Source organism: Streptococcus wuxiensis (assembly GCF_040888245.1).
Taxonomy (GTDB): domain Bacteria; phylum Bacillota; class Bacilli; order Lactobacillales; family Streptococcaceae; genus Streptococcus; species Streptococcus wuxiensis.
Genome location: NZ_JBFNFE010000002.1, coordinates 193,689 through 207,288 on the forward strand (window position 1 = coordinate 193,689; position 13,600 = coordinate 207,288).

Annotated in this window: 11 protein-coding genes; 8 read left to right on the forward strand and 3 right to left on the reverse strand. The window is 43.0% G+C overall.

Going from position 1 to position 13,600, the window contains the following annotated elements; all coding sequences use genetic code 11:
- Positions 1 to 106: 106 nt before the first annotated feature.
- Together AB2B47_RS03715 and leuS are read right to left on the reverse strand one after the other, a co-directional pair.
- Complete coding sequence (locus AB2B47_RS03715) at positions 107 to 520, reverse strand: YjdF family protein (RefSeq protein WP_320693658.1); 414 nt, start codon at positions 518 to 520, stop codon at positions 107 to 109.
- A gap of 174 nt (positions 521 to 694) precedes the next feature.
- Positions 695 to 3,196: a leucine--tRNA ligase gene (leuS, locus tag AB2B47_RS03720; protein ID WP_320693659.1), complete on the reverse strand. Its 2,502-nt coding sequence runs from the start codon at positions 3,194 to 3,196 to the stop codon at positions 695 to 697.
- Between the two features lie 239 nt (positions 3,197 to 3,435).
- Here leuS and AB2B47_RS03725 point away from each other — a divergent pair, with 239 nt between their 5' ends.
- The 8 genes from AB2B47_RS03725 to AB2B47_RS03760 all read left to right on the forward strand — a co-directional run bounded on the left by AB2B47_RS03725 (position 3,436) and on the right by AB2B47_RS03760 (position 12,133).
- Complete coding sequence (locus AB2B47_RS03725; RefSeq protein WP_006152884.1) at positions 3,436 to 4,452, forward strand: NAD(P)H-dependent glycerol-3-phosphate dehydrogenase; 1,017 nt, start codon at positions 3,436 to 3,438, stop codon at positions 4,450 to 4,452.
- 21 nt (positions 4,453 to 4,473) lie between these two features.
- A complete protein-coding gene (galU, locus tag AB2B47_RS03730; RefSeq protein ID WP_320693660.1) occupies positions 4,474 to 5,373 on the forward strand; it encodes a UTP--glucose-1-phosphate uridylyltransferase GalU in 900 nt (299 codons plus the stop codon).
- A gap of 122 nt (positions 5,374 to 5,495) precedes the next feature.
- On the forward strand, positions 5,496 to 8,036 hold the full coding sequence (pbp1b, locus tag AB2B47_RS03735) for a penicillin-binding protein PBP1B (protein WP_320693661.1): 2,541 nt from the start codon (positions 5,496 to 5,498) through the stop codon (positions 8,034 to 8,036).
- 9 nt (positions 8,037 to 8,045) lie between these two features.
- Positions 8,046 to 8,978, forward strand: coding sequence for a DMT family transporter (locus AB2B47_RS03740; RefSeq protein WP_320693662.1), 933 nt, complete (start codon positions 8,046 to 8,048; stop codon positions 8,976 to 8,978).
- 63 nt (positions 8,979 to 9,041) lie between these two features.
- Positions 9,042 to 9,740 (forward strand): 2,3,4,5-tetrahydropyridine-2,6-dicarboxylate N-acetyltransferase, encoded by a 699-nt coding sequence (gene dapD, locus AB2B47_RS03745; RefSeq protein ID WP_006152864.1) that lies wholly within the window; start codon positions 9,042 to 9,044, stop codon positions 9,738 to 9,740.
- Between the two features lie 61 nt (positions 9,741 to 9,801).
- The gene (locus AB2B47_RS03750; RefSeq protein WP_006152945.1) at positions 9,802 to 10,932 is read left to right on the forward strand and encodes an N-acetyldiaminopimelate deacetylase; all 1,131 of its coding nucleotides are present in this window, start codon (positions 9,802 to 9,804) and stop codon (positions 10,930 to 10,932) included.
- Positions 10,933 to 10,935: 3 nt separating this feature from the next.
- A complete protein-coding gene (locus AB2B47_RS03755; protein WP_006152959.1) occupies positions 10,936 to 11,475 on the forward strand; it encodes a 5-formyltetrahydrofolate cyclo-ligase in 540 nt (179 codons plus the stop codon).
- Positions 11,459 to 12,133: a rhomboid family intramembrane serine protease gene (locus AB2B47_RS03760; protein ID WP_025170391.1), complete on the forward strand. Its 675-nt coding sequence runs from the start codon at positions 11,459 to 11,461 to the stop codon at positions 12,131 to 12,133. The genes AB2B47_RS03755 and AB2B47_RS03760 overlap by 17 nt, the downstream gene beginning before the upstream one ends.
- 73 nt (positions 12,134 to 12,206) lie before the next feature.
- On the opposite strand, the gene AB2B47_RS03765 is transcribed toward AB2B47_RS03760, so the two are convergent.
- On the reverse strand, positions 12,207 to 13,586 hold the full coding sequence (locus AB2B47_RS03765) for a glycoside hydrolase family 1 protein (RefSeq protein ID WP_006152951.1): 1,380 nt from the start codon (positions 13,584 to 13,586) through the stop codon (positions 12,207 to 12,209).
- Between the last annotated feature and the right edge of the window lie 14 nt (positions 13,587 to 13,600).

The window sequence follows — 13,600 nt, forward strand, 5'->3', positions numbered from 1 at the left end:
TCACACTTATAAGTTTAAAGATGTGAATAGTATATCACATCTCACAGGTAATCTACAAAAAATCCTCCAGATTATGGAGGATTGATCAAATATGGAAACGAGTGAGTTAATGCCCCTTGTGCTTCTCTCTACGTTTTTGCTGTTTGCGTTCGAATTTCTCTTGTTTGAGCAATTGTTTTTGGACACTAGATTGATGTTTTGAAATCTTTTTCCTTTCCTCATACTGCAACTGCAATAGTTCTTTCGACTTGGAAGAAACTTTCTGCTTTACTTGTTTCTTCACAGCTCGCTGTAATCGTTTAGGATTCTTGATTTTTACATGTTTCTTAACTGTAGCTTCTGGACTAAAAGATAATTGAGTAAACTGAGTCTGTAAGATCTCTAGAATTTCATCATCTTTTGGCTCCTGACCAAATGTCACACGACAAACTTGATAAGTTTCTCGATACACTTGTTCGAACAAACCATGCCAAAATCCATCTTCAAAATAAACTGTCAATCCAATTGAAATTGTTTCCACGACAGCACCTCCTTAAATCTATCCCTAAGAATGGACAACCAAGGAGGAAGGTTACTGATAGGCTTGCCTACGTCTGGACTACCAACCAGAACTGTGTTTTTATCTTAGTTGGAACTATTATAGCATATAGCAATACAAAAATCCTCCAGATTCTACTCTGAAGGACTTTTAAATTTATTTCGTTACGATATTTACAAGCTTGTTAGGTACACTAATCACTTTCACGATGTCTTTGCCATCAATTTCTGCTTTGACTTTTTCGTCAGAGAGAGCAATTTCTTGCAATTCTTCGCGTGAAAGGTCTTTTGCTACCATGAGTTTAGCACGGACTTTTCCTTTGATTTGGACGACGATTTCAATTTCGTCTTCAACCAATTTGCTTTCGTCCCAAGTTGGCCAAGCCACGTAAGAGATAGACTCACCTGTTGCTGCCACTGTTTGCCAGAGTTCTTCTGCCAAATGAGGCGCAAATGGGGCAATCAATTGGATAAAGCCTTTGGCGTAATCCACGTAGAGTTTGTCTTCCTTGTTAGCTGCGTTGATAAAGACCATGAGCTGGGCAATGGCTGTGTTGAATTTCATGGACTCGATTTGCTCTGTGACAGCTTTAACGGTTTCGTTATAAACCTTGTCTAGAGCACCATTGTTTTCCGCAACGATTTCTTTACTTGTGATCAAACGGTAAACACGGTCGAGGAACTTACGGCTTCCTTCTAGACCTTCTTCTGACCAAGCGATTGAAGCATCAAGTGGTCCCATGAACATTTCATAGACACGAAGGGTATCAGCACCGTATTGTTCCACCACATCGTCTGGGTTCACCACGTTCTTGAGGGATTTAGACATCTTAGCCGGTGCTTGCTCCAATTCTTCCCCTGTTTCCATGTGGAAGAATGAACCATCACGTTTTTCAACCTTGTCAGTCGCCACAAGAGCACCACGGTGGTCACGGTAGCTAGTTCCCAAGATCATTCCTTGGTTAAAGAGTTTTTGGAATGGTTCTTTGGTTGGAACAACACCGATATCATAGAGGAATTTATGCCAGAAACGAGCGTAAAGTAAGTGGAGAACGGCATGCTCTGCACCACCCACGTAGATATCCACGGGCAACCATTGTTTGAGGAGATCCTCATCAGCCAATTTCTCTGTGTTATGTGGATCAATGTAACGGAGGTAGTACCAGCTTGAACCAGCCCATTGTGGCATAGTGTTGGTTTCACGACGACCTTTGACGCCATCTTCACGAGTCACTTCCAGCCAGTCGGTCAAGTTAGCCAATGGGCTTTCCCCAGTACCTGAAGGGCGGATGTCCTTGGTTACCGGCAAGACAAGTGGGAGGTCGCTTTCTGGAACGGCTGTCGAAGTTCCATCTTCCCAATGGATGATTGGGATTGGCTCACCCCAGTAACGTTGACGACTAAAGAGCCAGTCGCGGAGGCGGTAAGTCACCTTCTCTTGGCCACAGCCTGCTTCTTCCAACCAAGCGACAATCTTGGCAATCGCATCTTCTTTGTTTAGCCCATCTAGGAATTCTGAATTAACGTGAAGGCCATCTTCAGTATAAGCAGCTTCTGCTACATTTCCACCTTCCAACACTTCTACGATTGGAAGACCAAACTGTTTGGCAAATTCCCAGTCACGTTGGTCATGGGCAGGTACAGCCATAACAGCACCTGTTCCGTAACTAGAAAGAACATAGTCGGCAATCCAGATTGGAATTTCTTTGCCATTTACAGGGTTGATGGCATAAGCACCAGTCCAAACCCCTGTTTTTTCCTTGGCAAGGTCTGTACGAGCCAAGTCTGATTTCAAGCTGGCTTGGTGTTTGTAATCAGCTACAGCCTCAGCTTGTTCAGGTGTTGTGATAGCATCTACCAAGTCATGCTCAGGCGCCAAGACAGTGAAAGTTGCACCAAAAAGAGTATCCGGACGTGTCGTAAAGACGGTGAATTCCTTGTCTGTTCCTTTCACTTTGAAAGTGACATTGGCACCAGTTGATTTACCAATCCAGTTGCGTTGCATATCCTTGATAGACTCTGGCCAGTCAAGATCATCCAAGTCATTGAGCAAGCGCTCAGCATAGGCAGTGATTTTGAGCATCCATTGGCGCATTGGTTTGCGGACAACTGGATAGCCTCCACGCTCAGATGTTCCATCTGGAAGAACTTCTTCGTTGGCGATAGCTGTTCCCAATTCTTCAACCCAGTTTACTGGCACTTCAGCTTCATAAGCCAAGCCTTTTTCGTAAAGCTTAGTGAAAATCCATTGCGTCCACTTGTAGTAGTTTGGATCTGTAGTATTGACTTCACGATCCCAGTCGTAAGAGAATCCAAGCGCATTGATTTGGCGTTTGAAGTTGGCAATGTTTTCCGCTGTGAATTCCGCTGGGTCATTCCCTGTATCCATAGCATACTGCTCTGCAGGCAAACCAAAAGCATCCCAACCCATTGGGTGAAGGACGTTGTAGCCTTGTGCACGTTTGAAACGGCTGAGGATATCAGTCGCTGTATAGCCTTCTGGGTGCCCTACGTGCAGACCTGCTCCAGATGGATAAGGGAACATGTCCAATGCATAAAACTTCGGTTTTGAAGCGTCTGTTCCTGTCTTAAAGGTGTGATGGTCCGCCCAGTGTTTCTGCCACTTAGGCTCGATTTCTTTGTGATTGTAAAAACTCATGCTGTCTCTCCAATTTTCATGATGCTCCTATTATACCATTTTTAGGGGAAATATTGTTCCTCTTTTCGTGTTTTTTATCGTTTCGCCCTTTGAACACTAAACTATTTTACAAATAAATTTTAAAAATTCTCCAATTTATATAATTTCCTATTCAAACAATTCTTAATAAATAATATTAATGCAAGTTAGTGCTTTTTATGGTAGAATATAGGAAAGTGCTTTCTCAGAAGGAGGGGAAAATGAACAAACAAACCATCGCTGTTTTAGGGCCTGGTTCTTGGGGTACTGCTCTGTCACAAGTTTTAAATGACAATGGACACGAAGTACGTATCTGGGGAAATATTCCTGACCAAATTGACGAAATCAATACACAACATACCAACAAACGCTATTTTAAGGATACTGTATTAGACGAAAAGATTGTTGCCTATCATGATTTGGCAGAAGTCTTGAAGGGCGTTGACGCTGTCTTGTTCGTAGTTCCAACTAAGGTGACAAGATTGGTAGCTCAACAGGTAGCTACTGTTCTTGATCATAAAGTGGTTATTATGCATGCTTCAAAAGGTCTCGAGCCAAATAGTCACAAACGTCTTTCAACCATTCTTGAAGAAGAAATCCCTGAAGAGTTCCGCAGTGAAATTGTGGTTGTATCTGGTCCTAGTCACGCAGAAGAAACAATCGTCCGTGACATTACCTTGATTACAGCCGCATCTAAGGATTTAGAGACAGCTCAGTATGTTCAGACACTCTTTAGTAACCACTACTTCCGTCTTTATACCAATACAGATGTGATCGGAGTGGAAACGGCTGGTGCTCTTAAAAATATCATCGCTGTTGGTGCAGGGGCCCTTCATGGACTTGGCTTTGGTGATAATGCTAAGGCGGCGATTATCACGCGCGGGCTTGCGGAAATTACTCGTCTGGGGGTTAAACTTGGAGCAAATCCATTAACTTACAGTGGTCTTTCTGGAGTTGGGGATTTAATCGTTACAGGAACTTCTGTCCACTCACGTAACTGGCGAGCAGGTGATGCTCTTGGGCGTGGTGAAGCCTTGGCAGATATCGAAGCAAATATGGGAATGGTCATCGAAGGAATTTCAACAACCAAAGCTGCTTACGAATTGGCGCAAGAGCTTGGAGTCTATATGCCTATTACCCAGGCTATTTACCAAGTTATTTATGAAAATGTTAATATTAAGGATGCTGTTTCTGAACTCATGAGTAACGAGTTCAAGGCAGAAAACGAGTGGTCATAATCACCGTTAGAAAGGAAGCTCATGAAGCAAAAAGTTAGAAAAGCTGTTATCCCTGCTGCGGGGCTTGGAACTCGTTTCCTCCCGGCAACCAAAGCCTTGGCCAAAGAAATGTTGCCAATCGTGGATAAACCAACCATCCAGTTTATCGTTGAAGAAGCTCTTAAGTCTGGAATTGAGGACATTCTTGTTGTAACAGGGAAGTCAAAACGTTCTATCGAAGACCACTTTGACTCAAACTTTGAACTAGAATATAACCTTAAGGAAAAAGGAAAAACAGATCTCTTAAAATTAGTTGATGAAACGACTGGCATGCGCCTTCACTTCATCCGTCAAACACACCCACGTGGACTCGGAGATGCCGTTTTACAAGCCAAAGCATTCGTTGGGAATGAACCTTTTGTGGTGATGCTCGGAGATGACCTCATGGATATCACTGATGACAAGGCTATCCCATTGACTAAGCAACTTATGAATGATTACGAAGAGACTCACGCTTCTACTATCGCCGTAATGCCTGTACCACACGAAGAAGTCTCTGCTTATGGTGTCATTGCTCCTCAAGGAGAAGGAAAAGACGGACTTTATAGCGTTGAAACCTTCGTTGAAAAACCAGCACCTGAGGACGCACCAAGTGATTTAGCGATCATCGGTCGTTACCTCCTCACACCAGAGATTTTTGGTATTCTTGAAAATCAAACGCCTGGTGCCGGAAATGAAATCCAGCTAACAGACGCTATTGATACCCTCAACAAAACTCAACGAGTATTTGCTCGTGAATTCAAGGGGGCTCGTTATGATGTTGGAGACAAGTTTGGCTTTATGAAAACTTCAATCGACTACGCACTTAGACATCCTCAAGTCAAAGATGACTTGAAAACTTATTTGATTAACCTCGGGAAAGAACTCTCAGGAGAAAAATAAGCCCTTAAACCAGGTTGAAAATACCTGGTTTTTTTGTTGCCTAAACACCTCCAAAGCTAGTCCAAGCCTAATTTCTTGCAATCATTGCTTTTATGGTATAATAATAAGGAGTGAGGAAAGAAATGAAGAATAAATTACTATCTATGAAAGAAAAAGGACTGGCTTTCCTTCAGTCCCTTAAAACAAAACTAAAAAATATACATCTAGGAAAAAAAGGTCCTAAAAATTCTAAAAAGAAAAAGCAAACCAAAGCGAATATTTGGACTATCTTTGCCAATATCTTACTGGGAATCAAGGCAACCTTTAATACCCTATTCATCATCGCCTTCCTTGGTGGACTTTTAGGTACTGGGGTTGTTTTCGGTTATGCTGTCTCTCTATTTGACAAAGTGACCGTCCCTCAAACAGAAGATTTAGTCAAACAAGTGAACGATATTTCATCCATCTCTGAAATTCGCTATGCTGATGGTTCCATGATTGGCGCTATTGAAAGCGACCTCCTTCGGACATCTGTCGCATCGGATGCTATTTCAGACAATCTCAAGCAGGCTATCGTTGCGACTGAGGATGAACATTTCGCAGAACACAATGGAGTCGTTCCTAAAGCGGTTATTCGTGCCAGTCTAGGAAATTTTATCGGGCTTGGTTCTTCTAGTGGAGGCTCTACACTAACACAGCAGCTCATCAAGCAACAAGTGGTTGGTGATGCTCCTACACTAACCCGTAAAGCTACTGAAATCGTGGATGCCTTGGCCTTAGAGAGAGCAATGAGCAAGGACGAAATCTTGACAACCTATCTCAATGTCGCTCCATTTGGTCGTAACAATAAAGGGCAAAATATCGCAGGAGCTCAACAAGCAGCCAAGGGTATTTTCGGTGTTGATGCCTATCAGCTAACGATACCTCAAGCAGCCTTCATAGCAGGTTTGCCACAAAGTCCTATCTCTTACTCACCTTATGAATCTACTGGGGAGATGAAGAGCGAAGAGGATATGGCACTTGGTATCAAACGCTCTCAAGATGTTCTTTACAATATGTACAGAACAGGGGTCCTCAGTCAGGAAGATTACGAAACCTATAAAGCATACGACATCAAACAAGATTTCTTACCAGCTGAAAGTGTAAACGTAACTTCTAGGGGCTATCTCTACTTTACTGCTCTCGATGAAGCAACTAATCTCATGTATGACTACTTGGTACAAAAAGACAACGTCTCTGCCCAAGAACTCAAAAACGAGTCTATCCAAAAATCCTATCGTGAATTAGCTGAAAAAGAGATTCAAAATGGTGGTTACCGTATCACTACTACAATCGACAAAGCTATCCATACTGCTATGCAAGATGCAGTGGCCAACTATGGCTATCTAGTTGATGATAATACCGGTCAACCTGAAGTCGGAAATGTTTTGATGGATAATCAAACGGGAGCTATCTTAGGTTTTGTTGGTGGCCGTGATTACCAAAGTAACCAAAACAACCACGCTTTTAATACCAAACGTTCTCCTGCTTCAACTACTAAACCAATCCTAGCCTACAGTATTGCCATTGACCAAGGTTTGATGGGAAGTGCAAGTGTCCTATCTAACTATCCAACTAACTTCTCAAACGGAAACCCAATCATGTATGTCAATAGCCCTGGTACAGGCATGATGAGCTTGAAAGAAGCCCTCAATTATTCATGGAACATCCCAGCCTACTGGACTTACCGCACACTCCGTGAAAAGGGTGTTGATGTTCGCTCTTACATGGAAAAAATGGGCTATGAAATCCCGGAATACGACATTGAAAGTTTGCCTATGGGTGGAGGAATCGATGTTACTGTAGCTCAACATACAAACGGATACCAAACCTTAGCCAACAACGGTGTTTATCATAAAAAATTCATGATTTCGAAAATCGAAAAAACTAGTGGTGAGGTTATCTATGAGCACAAAGACGAACCTGTTCAGGTATACTCTAAAGCGACTGCAACCATTATGCAGAGCTTGTTGAGAGATGTTATTTCGTCACGAGTCACTTCAAGCTTCCAGAGCGACCTTGCTGCGATTAATCCAAGTTTAGCAGGTGCTGACTGGATTGGTAAAACTGGTACAACCAATGAAGATGGTGACATGTGGCTCATGCTTTCAACTCCAAGATTGACACTTGGCGGTTGGCTTGGTCACGATGACAATAGACCTCTTGGAAAGGGAGCTGGTCACTACCGCAATGCTAAATATATGGCTTATCTGGTCAATGCTATTCAGCAAGCTTCTCCTTCTGTTTGGGGTTCTGAACGCTTTAGCCTGGACTCTAGCGTCACTTCTTCTCAAGTCCTTAGATCGACTGGTCAGAAACCAGGTAAGGTTACTATTAACGGTAGAGAAATTGAAGTAACTGGAGAAATGGTAACAAGTTACTGGGCTAACCAAGCTGGTGCTCCAACTACTACCTACAGATTTGCTATTGGTGGAAGCGATGCTGACTACCAAAATGCTTGGAATACTATTTTAGGAAGTCTGCCAAAATCATCTAATTCCAACAATAATAATTCAAACAACAATAACAATAATCGAAATAACAATAGCAATAATAATAGCAACAGTAGCAACAATAACGGTAATAATAACAATAATATTACCAACGGAAGTAACGACTCTTCGTCAAATAGACTACAACGCTAACCTTTCTATATGAATCAGTATCAAAAGAATATTTTTAAGGGAACCATTTACTCCCTCCTATCTGGGTTAATATGGGGTATTTGTGGCATTTTAGGAGAATTCTTCTTTACGCATTATCAAGTATCATCCGGCTGGATTACTTCCATGCGACTAAGCCTTGCAGGTGGTTTCGTGCTCATCTTGTCTAGCTTTAAGTTTCGCTCAAAGCTATTCGATATCTGGAGAAAGCGCAAAAACTACCTGCCTTTTCTGGCTTATGCCATCTTAGGTATCTTCTCCGTTCAGTATTTCTTCTATCTCTGCGTAGAATACTCTAATGCGACAACTGCAACCATCCTACAATTTATCAGTCCTGTCTTCATTCTCATATACAACCGCATCATCTACAAGAAAAAAGCTTCTAGAAAAGCAATCTTCTATGTTTTAACTGCAATGTTTGGGGTCTTTTTGATGGCTACCAAAGGCGACTTGTCTAAGTTATCCATCACTCCTATCGCTTTATTAACTGGACTGCTCAGTGCGCTGGGCGTCATGTTTAATGTCATCTTGCCCCAGCCATTTGCTCGAAAATATGGTTTTGTTCCTACTGTTGGTTGGGGAATGATGCTGGCTGGACTCTTTAGTAATTTTCTCTATCCTGTTTATAGAATTAGTTTTCAGCTGGATTGGGTGAGCATCTTGATTTGTTTGACCATTGCCTTTCTGGGGACAGCTTTTGCCTTCTTCCTATCCATGAAGGCTGTCTCGCTCGTTTCCCCATTAGTAGTATCCGTTGTCAGCGCAAGCGAACCGCTATCCTCTGCTATTCTAAGTGTTCTATTTCTAGGTCTGGTCCTAGATGGGTATCTGCTTCTGGCTATGATCTTGATTATTATTCCTATGATCTTCTTATCCATCGAAGAATCAAAAAACAAAATGAAAGAATCTTCTTTTAACACTTAAGGCTTCAAAATTGAAGCCTTTTTTGGTAGAATAGTAAGCATTACAAAGAGTGAGGAGACACCTATGACTGCTACAAAAATGAATGCACAAGAAATTATCCAATTTATCGCAAATGCTGAGAAAAAGACAAGTGTAAAAGTGACCTTTGAAGGACAACTTGCCGGAGCTATCCCTGCCTCTGTTATCAAGCTTGGGAATGTTCTTTTTGGAGACTGGAAAGATATCGCTCCACTTCTTGATGGACTAACAGAAAATAAAGATTATGTTGTTGAGCAAGATGCTCGTAATTCTGCAGTTCCTTTGCTAGATAAACGTGCTATCAACGCTCGTATCGAGCCAGGGGCTATCATCCGTGACCAGGTTGAGATTGGCGACAACGCTGTTATCATGATGGGAGCTGTGATCAACATCGGTGCTGAAATCGGTGCTGGTACTATGATTGACATGGGTGCTATTCTTGGGGGACGTGCTATTGTCGGTAAAAATAGTCACGTGGGTGCGGGTGCTGTTCTTGCAGGTGTTATCGAACCAGCTAGTGCAGAGCCTGTCCGTGTCGGTGATAATGTACTTATCGGTGCTAACGCTGTGGTTATCGAAGGTGTTCAAATCGGTAGCGGTTCTGTTGTCGCTGCAGGTGCCATCGTCACTCAAGATGTCCCAGAAAATGTTGTGGTTGCTGGTGTCCCAGCTCGTGTTATCAAAGAAATCGATAGCCAAACCCAACAAAAAACAGCGCTAGAGGATGCGCTTCGTACCTTGTAATTAGTAACAGAGGCGGAAACTTTTCCAGCCTCTTTATCGTATCAATAGAAGGAAATTAGATATGTTAGATTTGATTCAAACTCGACGCGATCTTCACCGAATTCCTGAGATCGGTTTAGAAGAAGTCAAGACTCAAGCTTATTTGCTTAATGTCATTGAGAAATTAACAGCTGGTAAGGATTTTGTTCAGATTCGTACTTGGCAAACAGGTATTTTAGTTTATTTACAGGGAAGTCAGCCAGAACGTACCATCGGTTGGCGGACAGATATCGACGGACTCCCAATCGTTGAACAAACAGGTCTTGTCTTTGCCTCTCAGCACCCAGACCGTATGCATGCTTGTGGGCACGACTTTCACATGACCATTGCCCTAGGAAGTCTCGAACGTGCTCTAGAAAACCAACCTAAAAACAATCTCCTCTTTCTCTTCCAACCTGCCGAGGAAAATGAAGCAGGTGGCATGCTCATGTATGAAGACGGAGCCTTTGGCGACTGGTTGCCTGACCAATTCTATGGGCTTCATGTTCGTCCAGACCTAAAAGTTGGACAGATTGCAACCAATACCCATACACTCTTTGCAGGAACTTGTGAAGTCAAGATTCGTTTCAAGGGTAAAGGTGGTCACGCCGCCTTTCCACATCAAGCAAACGACGCTCTGGTTGCAGCTAGCTATTTTGTCACTCAAGTTCAGTCGGTTGTCAGCCGTAATGTCGATCCTATCGAGGGAGCTGTCGTAACTTTCGGTGTCTTTAAAGCTGGAACAACCAATAATGTCATCGCTGATACAGCTTTCTTGCATGGGACCATTCGAGCTCTCACACATAGCATGAGCCTCTTAGTTCAAAAACGTGTCAAAGCCATCGCTGAAGGTGTCGCAGCTGCTTTTGATATGGATGTGGAAGTTGAACTCAAACAGGGAGGTTACCTACCTGTCGAAAACAACCCTGAATTAGCCCAGGAATTGATGACCTTCTTTGATGAAAAAGAAGGAATTGAACTAATCGACATCGAACCTGCCATGACAGGAGAAGACTTTGGTTATCTTCTCTCCAAGGTTCCTGGTGTCATGTTCTGGCTCGGAATTGATAGTCCCTATGCTCTTCACCATCCACAGATGAGTCCTAAGGAAGAAGCTCTGGCTGTCGGTGTCGAGGCTGTATCAAGCTTTTTAGCAAAGAAAGCTGCGGAGTAAACAATGAAAAAAGCCCTACGCAAGCAGGTCTTGCAAGAACTCAAATCTCTATCAGCCGAAGAAAAGGAAGTCATGGACGCTTGGTTGACTGAGCAACTACTTCTACATCCCTTCTACAAGGAAGCAAAAACCATCGCCACTTACCTGTCTTTTCCTCATGAATTTCAGACAGCTAGACTCATTGAACAAGCTCAAAAAGATGGTAAAACACTCCTCATTCCCAAAACCTATCCACATGGGAAAATGGACTTTGTTCTATATGAACCAGAGAAACTCGAAAGAAATTCTTTTGGACTTCTTGAACCTCAAGGAGACTTCACAATCCTTGAACCCTCTCAGATTGACCTGATTCATGTTCCTGGTTTGGCTTTCAACACTTCTGGCTATCGGGTTGGCTATGGAGGTGGCTATTACGACCGCTACTTAGAGCATTTCCCAGGCCATACTATTAGTACGATTTATCCATGTCAGATTCAGAATTTTCAACCTGAGCACTACGATATTCCTGTTGAGGAGGTACTCATCTATGAAAGAAATTTTTGATCGTCGGTATCCTGTCACGAGCTTCTTTCTACTCGTAACAACCCTGGTTTTTGTGCTCATGTTTCTAACCAGTGGTTTCAACTATACCAGCGCAGCCACCTTGTATAAATTCGGAGCTGTGTATCCCCCTGCTATCAAGGCCATGCCTGAACAAATCTGGCGCTTATTCTCCGCAACATTTGTCCACATTGGCTTGCAGCACTTTTTAGTCAATATGCTATCCCTCTACTTTTTGGGGCGTCAGATGGAGCAAATCTTTGGCTCCAAACAGTTTTTCTTTATCTACCTTCTATCAGGTATGATGGGAAATCTCTTTGTCCTAGTTTTTAGCCCTGATGCCATTACCGCAGGTGCTTCAACTGCCCTCTACGGAATGTTCGCATCTATTGTCGTACTTCGGTATGCTTCACGCAATCCCTATCTCCAACAACTTGGTCAATCCTACCTCTCCCTCTTAGTCATCAATCTAGTAGGTAGTGTCTTAATCCCTGGAATCAGCCTTGCTGGACATCTAGGTGGAGCTGTTGGTGGTGCATTGCTGGCTATCGTCTTCCCAGTTCGAGGAGAACGAAAAATTTACAGCCCAGTCCAACGTGGTCTAGCAACCCTAGCCTTTATTGCTTTATCAGCTCTACTACTTTTTATCGGACTATTCTAAGAACAAGAAAAACCATTGGAAGTTCTCAAATTGAGAAGTTTCAATGGTTTTTTGAATCTATTTGAAAAGTAGCTTAAAATCCATTATTGTCACTGAGTTCTTTGAACCAGTGGCCTGATTTCTTCAGGCGACGTTCTTGTGTTTCTAAGTCAAGCTCGACCAAACCATAGCGGTTTTTATAGCTGTTGAGCCATGACCAGCAGTCGATAAAGGTCCAGATCAAGTAGCCTTTACAGTTAGCACCGTCTTCAATGGCGCGATGAAGTTCAGCCAGATGACCTTTGACAAAGTCAATACGATAATCATCCTGAATCATTCCATTTTCGCGGAATTTATCTTCACCTTCAACGCCCATCCCATTCTCTGTCAACATCCACTCGATATTGCCATAGTTTTCCTTGATATTTTGAGCGATATGGTAAATCCCTTGCTCGTAGATTTCCCAACCGCGGTGCGGATTGATCTTACGACCAGGCATGACGTAAGGTTCATAGAAATGCTCTGGCAAGAGTGGGCTGTCAGGATGCTTAGCAAAACGTGGCGCCATGACACGCAAAGGCTGGTAGTAGTTGACTCCAAGGAAATCTACTGTGTGCTCACGAATCAGCTCCAACTCCTCTGCTGTAGAATCTGGCAACAAATCATGATCAGCTAAAATTTCCACCAATTCTTCTGGATAAGTTCCCAAAACTGACGGATCTAGGAAAGATTGAGCTTGGAATAGATCAGCAATGCGTGCAGCTTTCACATCCGCAGGATGTTGGCTTCGTGGATAAGCTGGAGTCAAGTTGAGGACAATCCCAATCTTAGAACCAGGTAAGACCTCATGGCAGGCTTTGACCGCAAGAGTGCTGGCTAGTTGCGTGTGGTAGGCAACCTTAACTGCTGCTTTGGCATCTACCTTATGAGGATAATGGGCATCATAGAAATAGCCAAACTCTACAGGAACGATAGGCTCATTAAAGGTAATCCATTGGTCCACCAAGTCTCCATAAGTTTCAAAACAGAAACGAGCATAGTCTTCATAGGCCTTAATGGTCGCCTTATTTTCCCAACCATCCCCATCTTCTTGAAGGGCAAAAGGCAGGTCAAAGTGATAAAGATTGACTAAAAGGCGAATTCCCTTAGCCTTAATAGCTTCAAAGACCTGACGATAGAAAGCCACACCTTGAGGATTGACTTCTCCACGCCCCTGTGGGAAAATACGAGACCACTGGATAGAAGTACGAAAGGCTGTATGACCTGTTTCTAACAAAAGTTCAATGTCCTTCTCCCAATTTTCATAGAAGGTCGATGTTTTGTCTGGTCCAATCCCATTGTAGTAGCGATTTGGCTCTACTTGGTACCAATAATCCCAGAGATTATCTCCCTTGCCGTCACCAGGCACTCGCCCTTCTGTCTGTGGCCCAGAAGTTGAGGAACCCCAGACAAAATCCTTTGGAAATATTAGCATAGCTCTACCTCTTT

Coding starts and splice junctions, on each gene's coding strand:
- leuS (WP_320693659.1), bottom strand. CDS start 3,196: ATGAGTTTTTACAATCACAAAGAAATCGAGCCTAAGTGGCAGAAACAC.
- AB2B47_RS03725 (WP_006152884.1), top strand. CDS start 3,436: ATGAACAAACAAACCATCGCTGTTTTAGGGCCTGGTTCTTGGGGTACT.
- galU (WP_320693660.1), top strand. CDS start 4,474: ATGAAGCAAAAAGTTAGAAAAGCTGTTATCCCTGCTGCGGGGCTTGGA.
- pbp1b (WP_320693661.1), top strand. CDS start 5,496: ATGAAGAATAAATTACTATCTATGAAAGAAAAAGGACTGGCTTTCCTT.
- AB2B47_RS03740 (WP_320693662.1), top strand. CDS start 8,046: ATGAATCAGTATCAAAAGAATATTTTTAAGGGAACCATTTACTCCCTC.
- dapD (WP_006152864.1), top strand. CDS start 9,042: ATGACTGCTACAAAAATGAATGCACAAGAAATTATCCAATTTATCGCA.
- AB2B47_RS03750 (WP_006152945.1), top strand. CDS start 9,802: ATGTTAGATTTGATTCAAACTCGACGCGATCTTCACCGAATTCCTGAG.
- AB2B47_RS03755 (WP_006152959.1), top strand. CDS start 10,936: ATGAAAAAAGCCCTACGCAAGCAGGTCTTGCAAGAACTCAAATCTCTA.
- AB2B47_RS03760 (WP_025170391.1), top strand. CDS start 11,459: ATGAAAGAAATTTTTGATCGTCGGTATCCTGTCACGAGCTTCTTTCTA.
- AB2B47_RS03765 (WP_006152951.1), bottom strand. CDS start 13,586: ATGCTAATATTTCCAAAGGATTTTGTCTGGGGTTCCTCAACTTCTGGG.